This is a genomic window from Enterobacter cloacae complex sp. P24RS, from assembly GCF_014982165.1.
Lineage (GTDB): Bacteria > Pseudomonadota > Gammaproteobacteria > Enterobacterales > Enterobacteriaceae > Enterobacter > Enterobacter quasihormaechei.
On record NZ_JADCKU010000018.1, the window covers coordinates 43,679 to 64,374 of the forward strand.

Sequence of the window (20,696 nt, forward strand, 5' to 3'; positions counted from 1 at the left end):
CACCTTGCTTTCATGCAATTAACGAATAACGAAAACAGGAACATGCGCATAACGAACGATACTCGCCGCCTCTGAACCTAATAAGTGGGTTTGAATATTTGGATTGCGCGACCCCACAATAATTGCGCCAGCGTTAAGTTCATCCGCCAGTTTGATCGCCTCATCACGTATATTCCCGCTGCGAACGTGAAGATGAACATTTTCTTCCGGCAGGTTGATTTTTTTTACCAGCGCGGCAAGTTTTTCTTTAGCATTATTAACCATATATTCATCCATCTTTCTCGCGTCTGCAATAAAACCGCGGGTCAGTTCAGCCGAGAACTTTGGCATAATGTACAGCAGATGAACGTCACCCGATGCGCTTTGCGCCAGGAACTGGGCATGCTGTAGCGCTTTATCTGAAAGCGCTGTTTCGTAAACATCCACCGGCACCAGAATCGTTTTATACATATCAAGCATCCTTTTTATAACCAACACAGCTGTGAGTGAATCAGGAGAGATCGCATCAAACCAGGGGGTATATGCGCAAAGGCCTTTTCGGAAAAAAGGGATGAATGCTATTAAACGTAGCACAGGAATATCAGGTTGTTATTCAAAGCGAATACGCTATCGTCACACGTGTTTCGCCTTAGCCTGCCACGCCACTAATAATGGTTATTTAACATTTATTTATTCACCGACTATGCTCATAGTCAGGCATGCAATACGTTTATTCATATTTACCCTGCGCCACCTTCTACCTCATGGAGGAATGCATGTACGGTTTAAGCCTGATTCGCCTTGGTTTGTTTATCGCGCTTGCCATTATCGCCAGCACAGCAATCGGTTTATTTACCTATGTGGTCGTCTCGGCCCTGGCAGAATAGCGCCACCCCAGCATTGATGACGAAATAAATAAAACAATTATTATCAGGGGAATACTGTGAAGCGCTACGTCTCTCTTCTGCCCGTTGTGTTATTACTGCTGACGGCGTGCGATCCTAAACCCGATCGCGCCGCGCCCCTGCCGAAAATGGTAAAAGTCGCAGAGGTGGTGAAGGCCGGCAACGCGCAGCAGCGCGTCTTTCCCGCCCGCATCGAATCCGGCGATGCTACGGATCTCGCGTTCAAACGTGCCGGGCAGATTGAGACCCTGGACATTCGCCAGGGCGCCGTTGTCAAACAGGGGCAACGGCTCGCCAGTCTTAACGATCGCGAAGCCCGGCAGCGTCTGAACGACAGGCAAACGGCGGCAACCCTGGCGCAGAGGCAATTCGACCGCTTCCAGACGCTGGCGGGACGTCAGGCCGTGTCGAAGGCCGAGATGGATGTCCAGCGCGCCAGCCGCGATTCTGCAAACGCCGCGCTACAGATTGCGCGAGAAGAATTGAGCCAGATGACGCTCGTCGCCCCCTTTAGCGGGACAGCGGCCAGCGTCCATGTGCGAAATCATCAGGTCGTGTCAGCCGGCCAGCCCGTCGTCACATTGACCCGTACAGACCTGCTGGACGTGGTGTTCAGCCTTCCGGAAAATCTGTTTAAAACCTTCGATATCCGCAATGCGCAGTACAGACCGGTGGTGAGGATCAATGCCCTGCCCGGGCGCGAGTTCACCGCAGTGTACAAAGAACACTCGGGCAGTAGCGACAGCAACACGCTGACCTGGCAGGTGATTTTAACCATGCCCCGCCCGGATGATTTTCCCGTTGTGGGCGGCGTCAGCGGGACGGTCACGGTCAATTTAACCGACCTGCCGGCGGGCGTGGGCAGCGAGGCGCTGGTGGTGCCGGTTGAGGCGGTCTTTAGCCCGGATAACCGCCCGCGCAATGAGCCGCACGTCTGGGTGGTAACGGGCGAAGGCGAAACGTTGCACCTGGAAGATCGAAAGGTCAGCGTGGGGCAAGTTAGCGCTGAGGGCATCGTCGTCGTCGACGGGCTTAAGGCCGGTGAACGCGTGGTGGCCGCAGGCGTTGGCGAGCTACACGCCAACCAGCCGGTACGCATCTGGACGCGTGAACGGGGACTGTAATGGATATCTCTCGTCAGTTTATCAGTAATCCGGTTCGCGTCTGGCTGACTATTCTGCTGCTGGGCGTGGGCGGCATTATTGCCCTGCTGAACATCGGCAGGCTGGAAGATCCGGCGTTTACCATCAAAACTGCGGTGGTGATCGCCCATTATCCGGGCGCGTCGGCGCAGCAGGTTGAGGAAGAGGTCACCCTGCCGCTGGAAAATGCGCTACAGCAGCTCCCTTACCTCGATAACGTCAGCTCCATCTCCTCCAACGGCCTGTCGCAGATCACGGTCAATATTGCCTCGCGCTACCACTCAGATGAGCTACCGCAAATCTGGGATGAGCTGCGTCGCCGGGTGGGAGATGCCGCCCGACAGTTTCCGCCGGGCGTAGTCGCCCCGTTTGTGAATGACGATTTTGGCGACGTGTTCGGCTTTTTCTTTGCCATTTCCGGGGATGAATTCAGCAATCCGGAACTGGTGCGGTATGCCGAGCAGCTGCGCCGGGAGCTGGTCCTTGTGCCGGGCGTGGGCAAAGTCGCCATTGGCGGTGCCATCACCCAGCAGATTAACGTGGACATCTCTCTGACCAAAATGGCCGCCCGCGGGATAACGCTGAACCAGCTTTCCGCCCTGTTGAGCAGGCTGAACGTGGTCTCCAGCGCCGGAGACATTCCCGCCGGGACCGAGTCCATTCGCCTGCATCCTACCGGGGAATTCGAGAATATTGACGAGCTTGCCGATCTGATCGTGACCCCGCCCGGCGCTGGGGCGGCTACCCGCTTGCGGGATATTGCCACCCTGTCTCGCGGGCTGGATGCCTCCCCCTCCAGCATCTACCATGCCAACGGCAGAAAAGCCGTCACCATGGGCGTCTCCTTTATCCCCGGCGTAAACGTCATCGACGTGGGACATGCGCTGGAGGCGAAGCTTGAGCAGATGTCAGCCGAAAAGCCGGCAGGCATCCATATCGACCTGTTTTACGATCAGGCGGCGGAGGTCGGTGATTCCGTTAACGGATTTATCATTAATTTCCTGATGGCGCTGGCGATTGTCGTCGGTGTGTTGCTGATCTTTATGGGCGTACGCAGCGGGATCATTATCGCCTTTTCCCTCGCGCTCAACGTGCTGGGCACGCTGCTGATCATGTATCTCTGGGGCATTGAACTTCAGCGCATTTCGCTGGGGGCGCTGATCATCGCCCTCAGCATGCTGGTAGACAATGCCATCGTGGTTGTCGAAGGGGTACTGATCGCCCGGCAGCAGGGCTCACCCCTGCTGAGCGCCATTAACCACATTATTCGCCGTTCTGCGCTGCCGCTGCTGGGCGCGACGGTCATCGCCATCCTGGCCTTCGCGCCCGTCGGGCTGTCGCAGGACTCCACCGGCGAATACTGTAAGTCGCTGTTTCAGGTTCTGCTGATTTCGCTCATGCTGAGCTGGTTCTCTGCCCTCACCATTACGCCGGTGCTGATCAAATGGTGGCTGTTTAAACACGACGCTGCGCCGCCAGAGGCTGACAAAACGGACCCCTACGACAAACGCATCTATCGCATTTACCAGGGTTTGCTCAGGGCGCTGTTGCGGCGTAAAGCGCCAACGCTGGTGGTGATGGCCGCGCTGCTGGCAGCCGCCATCTGGGGCTTTGGCTCGGTGCGGCAGAATTTCTTCCCCTCCTCCAGCACGCCGATTTTCTTCGTCGACCTCTGGCTCCCTTACGGTACCGACATTAAATGGACCGAGAAGATGACCGGCGATATCGAGAAAACCATCAACGGCCAGCCAGGGGTGGAAACCACGGTCTCGACGATCGGTCAGGGAAGTATGCGTTTTATTTTGACCTACAGCGGACAGCGCCAGTACAGCAACTATGCGCAAATCATGGTGCGGATGGACGACCAGCGTAACATCTCTGCCCTGACCCGCCACGTTGATGAGTACATCGCCCGGAACTATCCGCAGGTTAACGCCAGCACGAAACGGGTGATGTTTGGTCCTTCCGGCGACAGCGCTATTGAAGTGCGTATTAAAGGGCCTGACCCGGACAGGCTGCGCCTGATCGCCAGCCAGGTAGACATCATCCTCACGCGCGATCCGGCCACGGACAGCGTCAGGAACGACTGGCAAAACCGCAGTAAAGTGATCCGCCCACAGTACGTTACCGCGCTGGGCCGCGAGCTTGGCGTGGATAAGCAGGACGTGGATAACGCACTGGAGATGAATTTCTCCGGCAGCCGGGCGGGGCTGTACCGTGAAGGCAGCGATCTGCTGCCCGTGGTGGTGCGCCCGCCGGAAAGCGAGCGGCTGGACGCCAATCACCTGAATAACGTCCTGGTCTGGAGCCAGACCCGGCAGCAGTATATCCCGCTGAGCAACGTCGTCAGCGGCTTCGCGCTGGAGTGGGAAGATCCGCTGATCCTTCGCCGCGACCGCTCCCGCGTACTGACCGTGCAGACCGATCCCGACCCGCTAAGCCAGCAAACCTCCGGCGATATTCTCGCCCGGGTGAAGCCGCAAATTGATGCGCTCCCCCTGCCCCACGGCTACAGCATCGAGTGGGGCGGGGACGCGGAGAACTCCAGCGAAGCGCAGCAGGGGCTGTTCACCACGCTGCCGCTCGGTTATCTGGTGATGTTTGTGATCACGGTGCTGATGTTCAGCTCGGTGAAAAACGCCGTCGCTATATGGCTGACCGTGCCGCTGGCGCTGATCGGCGTGACACCGGGGTTTTTACTGACCGGGATCCCCTTTGGCTTTATGGCGCTGATTGGCCTGCTGAGCCTGAGCGGGATGCTGATCCGCAACGGCATTGTGCTGGTAGAGGAGATTGAACAGCAGAAAGCGCAGCAGGATCAGCACAGCGCGATCGTTTACGCCGCCACCTCGCGCCTGCGCCCCATCCTGCTCACCGCCTTTACCACCGTGCTCGGGCTCGCTCCTCTGCTGCTGGATGTGTTCTTCCAGAGCATGGCCGTTGTGATTATGTTTGGACTTGGGTTTGCTACAATCCTGACGCTGCTGGTACTCCCGGTAATTTACGCGTGTTTCCATCGTAAGGACGAAGCTGAACAACAATGAATGCGACAGGACTGAACATCATCAAGACGCTGGGCTGTATGACGGCGGTGACTTTTTTCACCATCTACAATACCTGGGATCGGTATGATTATGACTATCACTGGATCCTCGGCTTTTTAACATTTATCTCGACCATTGCCACGCCGCTGTTTTTTGTGGTGGCAGGCTATCTGGATGGGCAATCCCGCCACGGCACCCGCTGGCAGCTTGATAAGATCAAAAGCCTGGTGATCGTCTTTCTGTTCTGGGTGACCATTTACTACCTGTGGGAGCCCTATCAGCGCGGATATCTGATCCAGCCCTGGTTCGTGTTCGCGTTTATCGTGATTTACACATTTCATCCGGTGGTGGAGTGGCTCAGCCAGCGGCGAACGCTTTTCGTTGGGGTGATTGCCGCCCTGCTGCTTTTCTCCTACGGGTACGATTTGCTGTCAGCGCTCTATCCTGACGTTCATGTCCTTTCGCTGTCGCCGCAGTATCGCCTGTGGACGTGGCTGCTGTTTTATCTGACGGGACAACTCTTTTGCGATCCGCACATCGCGGCGTGGATTGGCCGCAAAAACGTGGTCAGGGCAGCGGTGATTGCCATCCCGTTTATCTATCTGTTCACGTGGTTCTACGAGCGGCACTTCTTTTTTGCCCTGTTTAAAGCGGACAGAAACGCCTTTATCCTCACCGGATCGCAAATCTACATTCTGATTATCGCCCTGGTGATCGCGGCCAACGGCGTACGCTTTCGCCGCAATGCGGAGTTTAAAGAGTCCGTGCTGGCCGCCATTAGCAAAACGATGACCGGGGTCTATATTATGCACTACTCGGTGTTTCACCTGCTGACGGCGCTCATTCCGGTGACCTCTCTGAGCATCAAGCTGGCCCTGATTGTGCTGACCTTTATTACGTCGGTCCTGTTTTCGCTGCTCATCCTCTCCAACGCGGTGGCCAAAAAGGTCATTACCCTTTAAAAGCCCAGGCGCAGCCAGGCAAACAGCACGTTGCCGTTGTTGTAGGTGCCGGGAATATAGGTGAACTGGACGGTAACGCGCTTGTATCCGGCTGAGAACAGGGGAAAGATAAACGGCAGCGGTACGTAGTTAGCAAAGTCGTCGCGCGCGGTGATCCCCGCCGCGGCGCCCAGCCCCAGACGAAAATCTTTCGCGTTATCCAGATACCAGCCCTTCTCCCAGCCGTAGCCCATCGCGGGCTGCCACTCGTTGTGGGAATCTTTAAACATCATGGCGAAGAGCGCGCTCCAGTTGCCCTCGTCGTTGTAACGAGACACGCCCAGCCCACCGCCCCACGGCATTTCGTTGTAGTTGTCTGTTTTCTCTTTGTCATACATGAAGCGGGCGTGCCAGCTCAGAAACGGCAGGTAGAGATCGTAACGCTCCGGCTGCTCCCAGGTCTGAGAAATATCGTCCGTTACCGCATCCCACCAGCGGTGAATGCGCTGTTCACCATAGACTTTCGGCTCCGCATGCAGCGGCGAAGCCACCAAAAACAGGACTACCCAGAGTGCAGGAAAGAGGCGTTTCATCGTTATTCCCTCAGCTTACGTCACGCAGCGATCACTATTACTGTAAACCATTCAGCCCTAACCGGAGCCAAACAGGCTGATTTATATTGGGCCCGGGTAAGATGAAATTTATTTATTCAGCACTTTCAGGAAAGATAAAAACGTTTTCTCTGGTCGCCCATCGCGGTAGTCTCATACCTTCCGTCACGATGACGGCCGCAATGTGAGTGACCTTTTCTTATACCAATAATTAAAAATCAGTACAGACAGGACAACTATGGACTCCACCCTCATCTCCGCTCGCCGCAGCGAGGAGACGCCTTCGCTGAACCGCGCCCGCCGCGCCGCTTTAGGTAGCTTCGCAGGCGCCGTCGTCGACTGGTATGACTTTCTGCTCTACGGTATTACCGCTGCGCTGGTATTTAACCGCGAATTTTTCCCCCAGATTAGCCCCGCCATGGGCACGCTCGCCGCATTTGCCACCTTTGGCGTCGGTTTTCTGTTTCGTCCGCTGGGCGGCATCATTTTCGGCCACTTCGGTGACCGCCTTGGCCGGAAACGGATGCTGATGCTCACCGTCTGGATGATGGGCATTGCCACCGCGCTTATCGGTATTTTGCCTTCCTTTGCGTCGATTGGCTGGTGGGCTCCGGTATTGCTGGTAACATTGCGCGCCATTCAGGGCTTTGCCGTCGGCGGTGAATGGGGCGGCGCGGCATTGCTGTCCGTAGAAAGCGCGCCGAAGCACAGGAAGGCGTTTTACAGCAGCGGCGTGCAGGTGGGTTATGGCGTGGGGCTACTGCTTTCCACCGGGCTGGTGTCGCTCATTAGCCAGCTCACGACAGACGAGCAGTTCCTGAGCTGGGGCTGGCGCATTCCGTTTATCTTCAGCATTGTGCTGGTCATCGCGGCCCTGTGGATCCGCAACGGCATGGAAGAGTCCGCTGAGTTTGAGCAGCAGCAGCGCGAAAAACCGGTCGCGAAAAAAAGGCTGCCGGTGATGGAAGCGCTGGTCCAGCACCCTGGCGCTTTTCTGAAAATCATCGCCCTGCGCCTGTGCGAACTGCTGACCATGTATATCGTCACCGCCTTCGCCCTGAACTACTCCACCCAGAACCTCGGCCTGCCGCGTGAGCTGTTTCTGAACATTGGCCTGGTGGTGGGCGGGATCAGCTGCCTGACCATCCCCTGCTTCGCCTGGCTCGCAGACCGGTTTGGCCGCCGCCGGGTTTACATCACGGGCGCGCTTATCGGCACGCTCAGCGCCTGGCCGTTCTTTATGGCGCTGGAGGCGCAGTCGGTGTTCTGGATCGTCTTCTTCGCCATCATGCTCGCCAACATCGCCCACGATATGGTGGTGTGCGTGCAGCAGCCGATGTTTACCGAGCTGTTCGGCGCCAGCTACCGCTACAGCGGCGCGGGCGTGGGATATCAGGTGGCGAGCGTAGTCGGCGGCGGGTTTACGCCGTTTATCGCCGCCGCGCTGGTGACCTTCTCCGGCGGGAACTGGCACAGCGTGGCGATTTATCTGCTGGCAGGCTGCCTGCTCTCCGCCGCGACCGCCCTGTTCATGAAGGAAACGCGCTAGGCCGATCTCCTCACTTTAGTTTCACGGGCGTGTGACATACTATCGGGTATTGCCGCACACCTGTGGAACAAGGAGACAGACATGAATAATAAGGGCTCCAGCCTGACCCCGGCTCAGGCGCTGGAAAAACTCGACGCGCTGTATGAGCAATCCGTCAACGCACTGCGCAGCGCCATCAGTGAATATATCGAAACAGGGAAACTTCCCGATGAAAAGGCCAGAACTCAGGGCCTTTTTGTTTATCCATCGCTCTCTGTCACCTGGGACGGCAGCGCCAGCAGCAATCCGAAAACCCGCGCCTATGCACGTTTTACCCATTCCGGCTGTTACAGCACGACCATCACGCGCCCTGCGCTGTTCCGCCCCTACCTGGAAGAACAGCTCACGTTGCTGTATCAGGATTACGGTGCGCATATATCCGTGGAACCGTCGCTGCACGAAATCCCTTACCCGTACGTGATTGACGGCTCGGCGCTAACGCTGGACCGCTCCATGAGCGCGGGGCTGACGCGCCACTTCCCAACCACCGAGCTTTCGCAGATTGGCGACGAGACGGCGGACGGAATTTATCACCCGGCAGAATTTTCACCGCTCTCGCACTTTGACGCCCGTCGCGTGGATTTTTCGCTGGCGCGCCTGCGCCACTACACCGGCACCCCAGCCGAGCATTTCCAGCCGTTCGTGCTGTTTACCAACTACACCCGCTACGTGGACGAGTTTGTTCGCTGGGGCTGTAGCCAGATCCTCGATCCGGATAGCCCTTACGTCGCCCTCTCCTGCGCGGGCGGGATCTGGATCACCGCTGAAACCGAAGCGCCGGAGCAGGCCATTTCCGACCTGGCGTGGAAAAAGCACCAGATGCCGGCCTGGCACCTGATCACCGCCGACGGCCAGGGCATTACGCTGATTAATATTGGCGTTGGGCCGTCGAACGCGAAAACCATCTGCGACCACCTGGCGGTTCTGCGCCCGGACGTCTGGCTGATGATTGGCCACTGCGGCGGCCTGCGCGAAAGCCAGCTGATTGGGGATTACGTTCTCGCCCACGCGTACCTGCGCGACGACCACGTCCTTGACGCGGTTCTGCCGCCGGACATTCCTATCCCGAGCATCGCGGAAGTCCAGCGCGCCCTGTATGACGCCACTAAAGAGGTGAGCGGTATGCCGGGTGAAGAGGTGAAGCAGCGCCTGCGCACCGGCACGGTGGTCACTACCGACGATCGTAACTGGGAGCTGCGTTATTCTGCCTCCGCTCTGCGCTTTAACCTCAGCCGCGCGGTGGCGATCGATATGGAAAGTGCCACCATTGCGGCGCAGGGCTACCGCTTCCGCGTGCCTTACGGCACGCTGCTGTGCGTGTCCGATAAACCGCTGCACGGCGAGATCAAGCTGCCGGGCCAGGCGAACCGTTTTTACGAAGGGGCGATCTCAGAGCATCTTCAGATTGGTATTCGCGCTATAGATTTACTGCGTGCCGAGGGCGATAAACTGCACTCCCGCAAGCTGCGCACCTTTAATGAGCCACCGTTCCGCTGATAACAAGGACACATCACGCACACCACTCACCCGGCCTGGGATTCGTAGGTCGGGTAAGCGGAGCGCCACCCGACAAACTTACCGAACGCAGAAAAGCAAAAAGCCTGCTTTAAAAGCAGGCTTTTCAAATTTGGCTCCTCTGACTGGACTCGAACCAGTGACATACGGATTAACAGTCCGCCGTTCTACCGACTGAACTACAGAGGAATCGTGTGAACGGGGCGCATATTATCGATGCGCCCTGAGGATGTCAAAGGGTGAATGCAGATTTTCAATCGTTTGCCGATTTATTCTCCACTTCGCGCATTTGTCAGGCGTTTGCGGTTTCCGAAACCGCCTGTTCCGCTTTTTTTCGCGGGTATTTCCACAGCCAGCGTCCGCTCACCATGCGCCAGTAGAACAGCGCGCCGCGCACGGCCCAGTCAAGGAACATCCCCAGCCAGACGCCGACCACGCCCATACCTAGCATCACCCCCAGCGTGTAGCCCGCCACGACGCGGCAGCCCCACATGCCGAGCATAGAGACCCACATGGCAAAGCGGGCGTCGCGCGCCCCTTTCAGCCCGGCAGGAAGTACCCAGGACGCGGCCCAGATCGGCATAAACGCCGCGTTGAGCCAAATCAGCACCTTCACCACCTCTTTTACGTCGTTTTCGTGGGTATAAAACGAGGCCATCAGTCCGGCAAACGGCGCGGTGCCCCACGCAATCGCGGTCAGCCCGATAGTTGAAAGCCAGAAGACGTGGCGAAGCTGCCGTTCCGCCTGCCCTATCTGCCCCTTGCCGAGGCGTTTACCGGTAATAATGGTCGACGCCGAGCCCAGCGCGTTACCCGGCAGGTTAATCAGCGAGGCGATGGAGAAGGCAATAAAGTTGCCGGCGATGACGTCGGTGCCCATCCCGGCAACAAACATCTGCGTCAGCAGTTTCCCGCCGTTAAACAGCACGGATTCGATGCTGGCCGGGATCCCGATGCCCATCACTTCCCAGATAATGGCGAAGTTAAGCGGACGGAAATAGCTTTTCAGCGTCAGGCGCAGCGACGGCGTGATGCCCGCCATGAGGACGCCAATGATCGCCGCCGCACCAATATAGCGGGAAATCGTCAGCCCTAAACCGGCACCGACAAAGCCCAGGCCATCCCAGGAGAAGACGCCGTAAATCAAAACGCTGCTGATGATAATGTTCAGGATGTTCATCCCACCGTTTATCAGCAGCGGAATTTTGGTATTGCCTGCGCCACGAAGCGCGCCGCTGCCAATCAGCGCGATGGCTGCCGCCGGATAGCTCAGCACCGTCATTTCAAGGTAGGTGAGCGCCAGCGCCTTCACCTCACCGGTCGCTTCGCCGGCGACGATATCGATGATCTCTTTCCCGTAGTAATGAATCACCGCCGCAAGAACGATCGAGAAAATCGTCATGATCATCAGCGACTGTCTGGCCGCTTCCCGGGCGCGTTTCGGATCGAGTTTGCCGAGACTAAACGCTACCACCACCGTCGTCCCTAGATCGATGGCGGCAAAGAAGGACATCACCACCATGTTGAAACTGTCCGCCAGCCCTACCCCGGCCATCGCTTCTTTGCCGAGCCAGCTCACCAGGAAGGTGCTGAGAACGCCCATCAACAGGACGCAGGTATTCTCCAGGAAAATAGGCACGGCAAGGGGGGTGATTTCACGCCAGAACAGAACTCGATAACTTTTACGTTTGGCATACCAGGGCGTGCGCATAATCGCCTGGCGTATGGGTGCGGTGACGTTCAAAATGGACCTTAGCGAGAAAGTTGAAACTCCATTTCAAATGATGGGGCAGAAATGCATATCCTGCAAAGTATTTTCCATTAATTTATGTCTGAAATGGCAACAAAATGACGACAGAATCATCAATCAGTCACTTTTGCCTAAGATGAGGTTTGACAAAAGTTTTTTCGCCGCTAAGATAAGCCTCCACAACGATTCCTCTGTAGTTCAGTCGGTAGAACGGCGGACTGTTAATCCGTATGTCACTGGTTCGAGTCCAGTCAGAGGAGCCACATTTAAAAAGCCTGCTTTCAAAGCAGGCTTTTTGCTTTTCTGCGTTCGGTAAAATTGTCGGGTGGCGGCTACGCCTAACCCGACCTACGGAATCGCAGACCCGGTAAGCGCAACGCCACCGGGCACCAGATTGCGCGATTACTCGCCTTTAGCGTCGACGTTTTTGATTTCGCCCATCACCTTCAGCTTTTTGGAGATATCGCGACGCTCTTTGGACAGCTCAGCATTTTTGATGATGTAGTCATCAACGCGATCTTCGTAATCGCTCTTCATGCTGGCGATGATGCCCTGAATAGCTTCAACGCTCATCCCCGGCTTGATGTAGTCGCTCAGGTTGTCCAGCAGCAGGACACGTTTCTGGTTGTCACGGATCTTCTTCTCTACGTCCTGGATTTCACGCTGTAGCTTGTTTTTACGGCGGAACAGGCGGACGAACTCCAGAACATCCTGGAACGAAGGCTTAATAGTTTCCATTTTTACACCCCTGATAATGTGAGATTCGGATTCGTTAAGGCAACCGTTTTAACAGACAGCGGCTGCGAATGACAATGAGTATATCGTTTAAAACCATCATAACCCTAATTGCTGCTGAATCGAAGCAGCAGGCATCACGTACGCTTTTTATTTGCGCAGTGCCCGGCAAATCAGCTGCGATAATAATTCCAGCTGTCGTGCCAGCTCCATACTCAGCCAGACATAACCGTGAATGGGCGTTTCCGCCACATTGTCGGCCTGACGCTCATTCATCAGCTGTTTCAGCTCGGCGACGATTTCGTTCAGCCGCTCGCTGTTTGCCCGTATGGGCTGTGGATTCCCTTCGTAGAGCGCATGTGCAATGGTCAACAGGGTTTGCTGCGTCATCTGCTGCGTCTCTTTCAGCGTATGCGCGTTGAGCATCAGAAAGTGGCTGGGGCGTGAAGCCCAGTGGGCATTGATTTGCAGTTCAAGCATACAGACCAGATTACGGCTCACCGTCTGAATGGCTTCAAAAATTGCTTTCTGGATATGCGTTTCTTTGCTTGCCGGGGTAATCAACCCGCGCATTTTGACCACGTCATTGAGGATTTTTTGCAGGTGCTTTTCCAGCCGCGGGCGTTCGATCAGATTCGGCGAAAACCCGGCCTGGTAGACACGGTTAAATGCCGTCACGTAGTTTGCCATCTGAATGCGCCAGTGCAGGAAGGCGCGCTGCGGCCAGATGCCGGTAAACAGCATGGCGAGCAACGAGCCGAGGATAACGTCCCCGCTTCGCCACAGTGCGGTGGTCATATCACCCGCCGGCGCGCCGACCACAACTGCAAGCGTAATGCCAATCAGCAGCGCCTGATACGGCCTCTTGCCCAGCGCCAGCCACCCGCAAAGAAACATCGCCCCCGCGCACCACAGCAACATGATCGGGAATGAAATCAGCTCCAGCTTCAGGGCGATAAGCCCAAGCGCCGAGCCTAAAACGGTGCCGCCTATGCGTTCGAGGGCACGAGGAACCACGTTCCCCCAGAATGAGATCGGCCCCATGACCACCACCAGCGTGATCAGCGGCCACGTTCCTTCCGGGATATCCAGCAAACGAACCAGTACGAAGGTCAACACAAACGCCAGCGCAATGCGGCAACCGTGCACCACGCGATAATGTTTGTATAACCGAATTTCAAATGGGGTTAATGACTTGTCGGGGCGCACACCCGTCTCCAGCTTTACGGCAAACCACAATTGTACTGTGTTTTGAGGCGTGTGGATCGCACCCGGCTCAAAAACCCTGCGTTTCGCAGGTTTATCCCACCTTGTGCTCTACCGGTACAAACATCTCAATGTCCCAGTAGCCGTCTGCATTGCCATCATTCAGATAACGTTCGAAGCACGGTTTTGGCGCAATCTGGTAGGCGTTGTCCTGGAGAAGGGAGTTGAAGAACTGGTTCCAGGGGGTGGCAAAATCATGATTTTCCACACGGGCAGCGGCGATAGCATAATCCCCGGCAGCGATTTCAGTCATCATCACCCCTTCACTGTTCTCAGGAACAGTGAAATCATCAGGGACCGTGACGGCGGTATCGCAGCGGAGCTTTTCCGCCGGCACGTCATCCGGGTTGTCGTAATAAACGGCTACCCATTCCTGCGGCTGAATATGACGTCCGTCTACCCACATCACGAGCTGTTCGAACCCCTGCTTGACCGTTTTTTCCCACGGCCCCACGAGATGAAAGCCTGCGATTTTACGTTTCTGTTGCTGCCTGACGCTGTAGTCCATGCTGCCTCCGTTTATCACTGTATATACATACACTATAAAGCAGAATCGCGATTATCGGCAAACCGGGAATGTTGATTATGCGAGCAGACTCGCAACACTGCCAGTCTGCCCGAAAGGTTAGAGCTTATGATGCAGATAATCGCCGAGACGGGAGAAAAGGCCGCCCTTTTCAACGCTTTCCAGCGTAACCAGAGGCCAGTGCGCAACCACCTTGTCGCGATCGTACAGCTGGATCTCCCCTACCCGCTGGTGCGCGGCAATCGGCGCTTCCAGCTCTTTTTTATCCATTACGTATTTTGCCTTGATATTCGGCACTTCCGTTTTGGGCAAGGCCAGCCAGAAATCCTGATCCGTGCCCAGCGCGATCTGCTCTTTATCGCCGTACCAGATGCGTTCGGTACCCACTTTTTTGCCGTTATGCAGGATCTGCACCGTATCGAAATTTTGCTGTCCCCAGTGCAGCAGCTTGCGCGCCTGATCTTCACGCCCTTTCGGGCTGTCTGCGCCCATCACCACCGCAATCAGCCGACGCTGACCGTCCACCGCGGAGGCAATCAGGTTGAAGCCCGCGCCCGACGTGTGCCCCGTTTTCAGGCCATCCACGTTCATGGTCTTATCCCACAGCAGCCCGTTACGGTTCTGCTGGGTGATGCCATTCCAGGTCAGGCTTTTCTCGCTGTACATGTGGTAGAACTCAGGTTCGCCGTGAATGATGGCACGGGAAAGCACGGCGAGATCGTAAGCGGAGCTGTGCTGACCCGGTGCATCCAGCCCGTGTACGGTTTCGAAGTGAGTATCGCGCAGGTTCAGCTTTTCGACGTAGTCATTCATCATCCTGACGAACTGCGGCTGACCGCCCGCCACGTGATCCGCCAGCGCTACGCAGGCGTCATTGCCGGAATCAACAATCAGGCCGCGGCTGAGATCGCGCACGGAAACCCGGTCGCCCTCCTTCAGAAACATCAGCGATGAACCGTCAAAGACCGGATTGCCTTTTGCCCAGGCGTCACGTCCGACCGTCACAATGTCATCGGGGCTGATACGGTGGCTATCAATGGCGCGATCGACAACGTACCCCGTCATCAGTTTGGTCAGGCTCGCCGGATTGCGCTGCTGATGTTCGTTGCCCGCCGTTAAGATTTGACCCGTGGTGTAATCCATCAATACCCAGGACCCTGCCTGAATGGCAGGCGGCTGAGGTGAAAAATCCAGCGGCTCGGCGGCCAGCGCGGATGAAATACTCGAAGCGAGTAAAGAAACAGCAATAAACAGACGGCGTTTCAACGGTATATCCTCAGGTCAGTAAAAATCGATGACCTTTTTACGGCAGTTCTGATGTCGTTACCTGCCTTAATTGCAAAAAAATGTGACAACGCGCAAATTTTTCTGGAACGAATCTCGCAAATTTCTTGCCTGACCGTGCTTTTTATTCGGACTGCTCACCCCAATCGTTTACCATAGAGACGTCAATTTTTAACAGGATGAGAATACTGGTGTCTGACTCTGCCGCGCGCCCGACTTTTTTGTTCCACGATTACGAAACCTTTGGCACCCATCCGGCGCTGGACCGACCGGCGCAGTTTGCGGCTATCCGTACCGATGACGAATTTAACATCATCGGCGAACCCGAGGTGTTTTACTGCAAGCCTGCCGATGACTATCTGCCGCAGCCGGGCGCGGTGATGGTGACGGGCATCACGCCTCAGGAAGCGCGGGATAAAGGCGTTAGCGAAGCGGAATTTGCCCGTCGCATCCACGATCTGTTCACGGTGCCCAATACCTGCGTGGTGGGTTACAACAACATCCGCTTTGACGATGAAGTGACGCGTAATATCTTCTATCGCAACTTCTACGATCCGTACGCCTGGAGCTGGCAGAACCGCAATTCACGCTGGGATTTGCTGGATATCATGCGCGCCTGTTATGCGCTGCGCCCGGAGGGGATTAACTGGCCGGAGAACGACGACGGATTGCCGAGCTTCAGGCTCGAGCACCTGACGCGCGCCAACGGCATCGAGCACAGCAATGCCCACGACGCGATGGCAGACGTTTACGCGACCATCGCTATGGCGAAACTCGTTAAAACCGCACAGCCGCGCCTGTTTGAGTATCTGCTGAGCCACCGCAGCAAGCAGAAGCTGATGACGCTGATTGATGTGCCGCAGATGAAACCGCTGGTGCATATTTCAGGGATGTTCGGGGCGTGGCGCGGGAACACGAGCTGGGTAGCGCCCCTCGCCTGGCACCCGGATAACCGTAACGCCGTCATCATGGTGGATCTTGCCGGGGATATCTCCCCGCTGCTTGAGCTTGACAGCGACACCTTGCGTGAACGGCTGTATACGCCGAAAGAGGCGCTGGGTGACCTGCCCGCTGTACCGGTTAAACTGGTGCACATCAATAAATGTCCGGTGCTGGCCCAGGCCAATACGCTGCGCCCGGAAGACGCCGACCGGCTGGGGATTAACCGTCAGCACTGCCTCGATAACCTGAAAGTGCTGCGCGACAACCCGCAGGTGCGCGAGAAAGTCGTCGCCATTTTTGCCGAAGCAGAGCCGTTCGTGCCGTCTGAAAACGTGGATGCGCAGCTTTATAACGGCTTCTTTAGTGACGCCGACCGCGCGGCGATGAATATCGTGCTGCAAACCGACCCGCGGAATCTGCCCGCGCTGGATATCACCTTTGTGGACACGCGCATTGAGAAGCTGCTGTTTAACTATCGGGCGCGCAACTATCCCGGCACGCTGGATGAGGCTGAGCAGGAGCGCTGGCTACAGCATCGACGCAACGTCTTTACCCCGGAATTTCTCAACAGCTACGCTCAGGAGCTGGAGATGCTTTACGGCCAGTATGAAGGGAATACCGAGAAACAGGCGCTGCTGAAAGCGCTATACCAGTATGCGCAAGAGCTCGTCTGAAATGAAGAGATAAAAAAACCGGAGACCATCGTCTCCGGTTTTTTTTGCCCGGTGACGCTTCGCTTACGCGGGCCTACGGGATATTCAGGTCGGGTAAGGCGTAGCCGCCACCCGACACAGTCTTACGCGACGTCTTCGTACTGAGGAACCGGGTTGCGGAAGCTCTTCGTCACGCAGGCCAGGTAAACCAGGCCGATACCTGCCCAAATCAGGCCAAGCACCATTGAGCTCTCTTCCAGGTTAACCCACAGCGCGCCCACGGTCATAGCACCACACATCGGCAGGAACAGATACTGGAAGTGGTCTTTCAGCGTCTTGTTACGCTTTTCACGGATCCAGAACTGAGAGATCACCGACAGGTTAACAAAGGTAAACGCCACCAGCGCACCAAAGTTAATCAGCGCCGTTGCCATCACCAGGTCAAAGTTAATCGCCAGAAGCGCGATCGCACCGACCAGAATGATGTTCATCGCCGGGGTACGCCATGTTGGATGCACGTAGCCGAAGAAGCTTTTCGGGAATACGCCATCGCGGCCCATAACGTACATCAGACGCGCAACGCCTGCATGCGCGGCCATACCGGACGCCAGTACGGTGATGGTGGAGAAGATCAGCGCGCCGACCTGGAACGCTTTACCCGCCACATAGAGCATAATTTCCGGCTGAGAAGCATCCGGATCTTTGAAGCGAGAGATATCCGGGAAGTACAGCTGGAGGAAATAGGTCGAGAAAATAAAGATCAGGCCACCAATCAGCGCCGTCAGGAAGATTGCACGCGGAATAACGCGCTCTGCATCTTTCGTTTCTTCAGACAGGTTGCTGATACCGTCAAAACCGGTAAAGGAGAAGCACAGAATCGTCGCCCCGGTAATCATCGGGATCACATGCGCATCACCAGACCAGAACGGCTTGCTGCTCGCCAGAGTGCCCGCGCCTTCGCCGTGGAACACACCGTAAATCACCATGCCGAGGATCACGGCAATCAGTACAACCTGAAGCACAACGATAACGGAGTTAAAGTTGGCAACGGACTTGATGCTGCGCAGGTTAAAGGCCGTCATAAAGGCCACCAGCGCCACGACGAACATCCAGGATGGAATCGATGGCACCAGCGCTTCAAAATAGATTTTTGCCAGCAGAATGTTGATCATCGGCGCGAACAGATAGTCGAGCAGCGAAGACCAGCCCACCATAAAGCCGACCGTCGGGCTGATGGATTTCTGGGCATAGGTGTAGGCGGAACCGGCAGACGGATAGCGGCGCACCAGTTTACCGTAGCTGAGCGCGGTAAAGAGGATCGCAATCAGTGCAAAGCCGTAAGCCGTCGGCACATGACCGTCCGTGAGGCCTGATACGATACCGAATGTATCGAACAGCGTCATCGGTTGCATATAGGCAAGGCCCATCATGACAACCGGAATCAACGTAAGCGTTTTACGTAATTCCACGCGAGAGGTGTTTGGAGTTGCGTTATGCGACATAGTTATTCTCCTTTACGGTGATAACCGCCACGTAAGCGAAAAATTGCCCCATTTCTTTCTTCCTCAGCGACAACAACTGTCGGATTTTAGTAAGTATCTATCCGGTACGAAGCCCGGCCTCTTGGTTTTTAGTTTCGTTTCGTACATGCAAAAAAAAATAACCGACGCCTTTTATATCGTCGATTATTTATTTGTTTGCAGCGGCGGCATTTTGCCCTATTCAAGATACAAAAGGCAATACATTGAGAAACGAGCCCATAAAATAATTTTTCTAACTGGTTGATTTACCATCATCAGCCTGAGTGTAAACTGTCGCGATAGCACTATTTGCTAAAATTTCGTCTCGCCACCAGGCGCTGGCAAGCCCGGCGGTCTGTTCATTCCAGCCTACCCATACCGATTCGTTACTGCTCTGCGCTAAAACCTGTTTTTCCACCAGCGCGCCGCTTTCTATAAACCGCTGGGCTAAATAACGGGGAAGGTAACCGCACCCGAGGCCGCTTATTTGCAGCTCCAGCTTGGTTTTAAAATCAAAAACGGTGATGGCCTCCTGCTCATCCAGAAGCTGCGATGAAATACCGCACTCGGGACGCGAGCTGTCTCCCACCACAATGGCGCGATGGTTTTTGATGACGCGTCTTGAAACTGGCTCCGGTTCATTTGCCAGCGGATGATGAGGCGCAACGGCAAAAATTTGCTCCAGCACGCCCAGCCGGGCGAAACCAAATTCACTCAGCTGAGGAGGCTCGTGCAGGGCTCCAACGATAATATCCGCCCTGCCCTGGGTCAGGGCGTCCCATGAACCGCCCAGCACGCCGTTGATAAAAACCAGGCGCGTGACGCTATGGCGCTGATAAAACGCCTCGATAAGCGGGGTAAGCAGTGAAAAAGGGAAAGTATCATCAACCCCAATCACCAGCTCGTTTTCCCAGCCCTGGTGAAGCTTAACGGCCTGCTTTTCCAGCTCGCGCACCGCATGCAGCACGTCACGCCCTTTTTCCAGCAGCATCTGCCCTGTACGGGTGAATCGCGCGCGATGCCCGGAACGGTCAAGGATTTGGATATTAAGATCGCTCTCAAGCTTTTGCACGGTATAGCTCAGAGCCGAAGGCGTTTTATAGAGCTTCGCCGAGGCGGCGGCAAAGCTCCCCTCTTTTTCAAGAGCATCCAGAATAACAAGAACATCCAGCAGCGGTTTCATCTTCGCCCCCTTGCGGTGTGCGATTGTCTCCGCTGATGCAGTTATTCCATGGGCATAACCAGCGGATCGGGATACTGATACTCAAATCCCAGTTCATGGCAAATACGATTGCCATCAATAATTTTGCCTTTGCGTTCCCCCTGCGCATCACTGAACACCGGCGGCGCCAGGCCAAGCTGGCGGGCCATCAGCGGATAAAAGGTGCTGCGCGGCGGGTGCGAAGGCGCACATATATTATAGATGTGCCCCCCTTTCGGAGCCTGTAAAAGCAATTCTATTGCGCCGACAACATCTTCAAGATGCACAAGGTTAACCCCGTGCTGACCATCCGGCGCGGATTTACCGGCAAAGAAGCGCCCCGGATGGCGCCCCGGCCCCACGAGTCCGGCCAGACGTAAAATATCCACCTGCGTGCCGGGCAGATTGTGCAGCCAGTCTTCCAGCTCTTTCAGTACCCGACCGCTGGCGGTCACCGGACGGCGCTCGGTGTTCTCCTTCGCCGTACCGTCGATATCGCCATAGACGGAGGTCGAGCTGGTAAAAATGACACGCGGAATATGATGCACCAGGGCGCTGTCGACTATCTCCTGCACCGCCTGCAAGTAAAACGTCTCGCCCGGCCCGCTGCGTCGCGCCGGTAAGGTTATGACCAGCGCATCCACATTCATCAGTTCGTCCAGCTCGTCGGTATCGCAGATAAGCTCGGGTTCGAGGCGCAGCTCGACACCGTCAATGCCGCACATGCGTGCCGCTTCAACCCCATCTCGGGTGGTCTTACTCCCTGTCACCTGCCAGCCTTTCGCGGCTAATGACATCGCCAGCGGCATTCCTAACCACCCTAACCCGACAATCGCGACCTTTTTCATGTACATTCTCCGCTTAACTACCCCTGTTATAAGGCTACGCCAGCCTGGTGGAACGCACAATTCATACCATCAATATGAAATGAATTAATGATCAAAAAAAGCCCTTGCTTTATGGCGTATAACTGGTTTAGGTTAAAAGACATCAAATGCATAAGCATTCAACGAGAATTTATATGACACGCGTTCCTTTTAAAAACCACCATCATCACCATCATCCTGACTAGTCTTTCAGGCGATGTGTGCTGG

17 protein-coding genes, 2 tRNA genes, 1 pseudogene and 1 other annotated feature (1 of these 21 cut by a window edge) are annotated in these 20,696 nt (G+C 55.9%); of the genes and pseudogenes, 8 read left to right on the plus strand and 12 right to left on the minus strand.

What is annotated here, in order from left to right:
• Positions 1-18: 18 nt before the first annotated feature.
• Complete coding sequence (locus INF58_RS17600; protein ID WP_193528195.1) at positions 19-450, minus strand: universal stress protein; 432 nt, start codon at positions 448-450, stop codon at positions 19-21.
• Between the two features lie 472 nt (positions 451-922).
• On the opposite strand from INF58_RS17600, the gene INF58_RS17605 reads away from it, so the two are divergent.
• From INF58_RS17605 to INF58_RS17615, 3 genes are read left to right on the plus strand one after another with little or no spacing between them, the layout of a single operon-like run.
• Complete coding sequence (locus INF58_RS17605) at positions 923-2,008, plus strand: efflux RND transporter periplasmic adaptor subunit (protein ID WP_193528196.1); 1,086 nt, start codon at positions 923-925, stop codon at positions 2,006-2,008.
• Positions 2,008-5,070, plus strand: a complete 3,063-nt coding sequence (locus INF58_RS17610) for an efflux RND transporter permease subunit (protein WP_193528197.1) — start codon at positions 2,008-2,010, stop codon at positions 5,068-5,070. The genes INF58_RS17605 and INF58_RS17610 overlap by 1 nt, the downstream gene beginning before the upstream one ends.
• Positions 5,067-6,032, plus strand: coding sequence for an acyltransferase (locus tag INF58_RS17615; protein ID WP_063868378.1), 966 nt, complete (start codon positions 5,067-5,069; stop codon positions 6,030-6,032). The genes INF58_RS17610 and INF58_RS17615 overlap by 4 nt, the downstream gene beginning before the upstream one ends.
• On the opposite strand, the gene pagP is transcribed toward INF58_RS17615, so the two are convergent.
• Positions 6,029-6,604 carry a lipid IV(A) palmitoyltransferase PagP gene (gene pagP, locus INF58_RS17620; RefSeq protein WP_193528198.1) on the minus strand — a complete coding sequence of 192 codons (576 nt, stop codon included), beginning with the start codon at positions 6,602-6,604 and terminating at the stop codon, positions 6,029-6,031. The genes INF58_RS17615 and pagP overlap by 4 nt on opposite strands.
• Positions 6,605-6,860: 256 nt before the next feature.
• Between pagP and shiA the strand changes: the two genes are divergently transcribed.
• Together shiA and INF58_RS17630 are read left to right on the plus strand one after the other, a co-directional pair.
• A complete protein-coding gene (gene shiA, locus INF58_RS17625) occupies positions 6,861-8,171 on the plus strand; it encodes a shikimate transporter (protein WP_063868376.1) in 1,311 nt (436 codons plus the stop codon).
• An 81-nt stretch (positions 8,172-8,252) separates the two neighbouring features.
• Positions 8,253-9,707, plus strand: a complete 1,455-nt coding sequence (locus INF58_RS17630) for an AMP nucleosidase (RefSeq protein ID WP_063450216.1) — start codon at positions 8,253-8,255, stop codon at positions 9,705-9,707.
• Positions 9,708-9,838: 131 nt separating this feature from the next.
• Here INF58_RS17630 and INF58_RS17635 read toward each other — a convergent pair.
• Positions 9,839-9,914, minus strand: a tRNA-Asn gene (locus tag INF58_RS17635).
• A 103-nt stretch (positions 9,915-10,017) separates the two neighbouring features.
• Positions 10,018-11,501: pseudogene (gene emmdR, locus INF58_RS17640) on the minus strand (multidrug efflux MATE transporter EmmdR).
• 161 nt (positions 11,502-11,662) lie between these two features.
• Here emmdR and INF58_RS17645 point away from each other — a divergent pair.
• Positions 11,663-11,738: transfer RNA gene (locus INF58_RS17645), tRNA-Asn, on the plus strand.
• A gap of 139 nt (positions 11,739-11,877) precedes the next feature.
• On the opposite strand, the gene INF58_RS17650 is transcribed toward INF58_RS17645, so the two are convergent.
• The 4 genes from INF58_RS17650 to dacD all read right to left on the minus strand — a co-directional run bounded on the left by INF58_RS17650 (position 11,878) and on the right by dacD (position 15,274).
• Complete coding sequence (locus tag INF58_RS17650) at positions 11,878-12,213, minus strand: DUF496 family protein (RefSeq protein ID WP_063450218.1); 336 nt, start codon at positions 12,211-12,213, stop codon at positions 11,878-11,880.
• 147 nt (positions 12,214-12,360) lie between these two features.
• Positions 12,361-13,419: an FUSC family protein gene (locus INF58_RS17655; protein WP_063450219.1), complete on the minus strand. Its 1,059-nt coding sequence runs from the start codon at positions 13,417-13,419 to the stop codon at positions 12,361-12,363.
• A 91-nt stretch (positions 13,420-13,510) separates the two neighbouring features.
• Entirely contained in the window at positions 13,511-13,984 is a 474-nt protein-coding gene (sbmC, locus tag INF58_RS17660) for a DNA gyrase inhibitor SbmC (RefSeq protein ID WP_063450220.1), read from the minus strand.
• Between the two features lie 117 nt (positions 13,985-14,101).
• A complete protein-coding gene (gene dacD / locus INF58_RS17665; RefSeq protein ID WP_146024376.1) occupies positions 14,102-15,274 on the minus strand; it encodes a serine-type D-Ala-D-Ala carboxypeptidase DacD in 1,173 nt (390 codons plus the stop codon).
• Between the two features lie 191 nt (positions 15,275-15,465).
• On the opposite strand from dacD, the gene sbcB reads away from it, so the two are divergent.
• The gene (gene sbcB / locus INF58_RS17670) at positions 15,466-16,902 is read left to right on the plus strand and encodes an exodeoxyribonuclease I (RefSeq protein ID WP_370552667.1); all 1,437 of its coding nucleotides are present in this window, start codon (positions 15,466-15,468) and stop codon (positions 16,900-16,902) included.
• A 122-nt stretch (positions 16,903-17,024) separates the two neighbouring features.
• Here the strand turns inward: sbcB and plaP are convergent, their stop codons facing one another.
• From plaP to INF58_RS17690, 4 genes are all read right to left on the minus strand, one after another.
• Positions 17,025-18,383: a putrescine/proton symporter PlaP gene (gene plaP / locus INF58_RS17675; RefSeq protein WP_003859499.1), complete on the minus strand. Its 1,359-nt coding sequence runs from the start codon at positions 18,381-18,383 to the stop codon at positions 17,025-17,027.
• A complete protein-coding gene (gene yoeI / locus INF58_RS17680; protein WP_099458931.1) occupies positions 18,373-18,435 on the minus strand; it encodes a membrane protein YoeI in 63 nt (20 codons plus the stop codon). The genes plaP and yoeI overlap by 11 nt, the downstream gene beginning before the upstream one ends.
• A 219-nt stretch (positions 18,436-18,654) precedes the next feature.
• The gene (locus INF58_RS17685) at positions 18,655-19,584 is read right to left on the minus strand and encodes a LysR substrate-binding domain-containing protein (RefSeq protein ID WP_063868372.1); all 930 of its coding nucleotides are present in this window, start codon (positions 19,582-19,584) and stop codon (positions 18,655-18,657) included.
• Positions 19,585-19,625: 41 nt separating this feature from the next.
• Positions 19,626-20,450, minus strand: a complete 825-nt coding sequence (locus INF58_RS17690; RefSeq protein WP_193528199.1) for an SDR family oxidoreductase — start codon at positions 20,448-20,450, stop codon at positions 19,626-19,628.
• A 173-nt stretch (positions 20,451-20,623) separates the two neighbouring features.
• On the opposite strand from INF58_RS17690, the gene hisL reads away from it, so the two are divergent.
• Positions 20,624-20,674: a his operon leader peptide gene (hisL, locus tag INF58_RS17695; RefSeq protein WP_099516347.1), complete on the plus strand. Its 51-nt coding sequence runs from the start codon at positions 20,624-20,626 to the stop codon at positions 20,672-20,674.
• Positions 20,650-20,696 (plus strand) — a sequence feature (His leader region) (it continues 77 nt past the right edge of the window). (Overlaps the previous gene by 25 nt.)

Excerpts from the sequence above, each read along its gene's own strand:
- INF58_RS17600 (WP_193528195.1), bottom strand. The coding sequence starts at position 450 with ATGTATAAAACGATTCTGGTGCCGGTGGATGTTTACGAAACAGCGCTT.
- INF58_RS17610 (WP_193528197.1), top strand. The coding sequence starts at position 2,008 with ATGGATATCTCTCGTCAGTTTATCAGTAATCCGGTTCGCGTCTGGCTG.
- INF58_RS17615 (WP_063868378.1), top strand. The coding sequence starts at position 5,067 with ATGAATGCGACAGGACTGAACATCATCAAGACGCTGGGCTGTATGACG.
- pagP (WP_193528198.1), bottom strand. The coding sequence starts at position 6,604 with ATGAAACGCCTCTTTCCTGCACTCTGGGTAGTCCTGTTTTTGGTGGCT.
- shiA (WP_063868376.1), top strand. The coding sequence starts at position 6,861 with ATGGACTCCACCCTCATCTCCGCTCGCCGCAGCGAGGAGACGCCTTCG.
- INF58_RS17630 (WP_063450216.1), top strand. The coding sequence starts at position 8,253 with ATGAATAATAAGGGCTCCAGCCTGACCCCGGCTCAGGCGCTGGAAAAA.
- INF58_RS17650 (WP_063450218.1), bottom strand. The coding sequence starts at position 12,213 with ATGGAAACTATTAAGCCTTCGTTCCAGGATGTTCTGGAGTTCGTCCGC.
- sbmC (WP_063450220.1), bottom strand. The coding sequence starts at position 13,984 with ATGGACTACAGCGTCAGGCAGCAACAGAAACGTAAAATCGCAGGCTTT.
- sbcB (WP_370552667.1), top strand. The coding sequence starts at position 15,466 with ATGAGAATACTGGTGTCTGACTCTGCCGCGCGCCCGACTTTTTTGTTC.
- plaP (WP_003859499.1), bottom strand. The coding sequence starts at position 18,383 with ATGTCGCATAACGCAACTCCAAACACCTCTCGCGTGGAATTACGTAAA.
- INF58_RS17685 (WP_063868372.1), bottom strand. The coding sequence starts at position 19,584 with ATGAAACCGCTGCTGGATGTTCTTGTTATTCTGGATGCTCTTGAAAAA.
- INF58_RS17690 (WP_193528199.1), bottom strand. The coding sequence starts at position 20,450 with ATGAAAAAGGTCGCGATTGTCGGGTTAGGGTGGTTAGGAATGCCGCTG.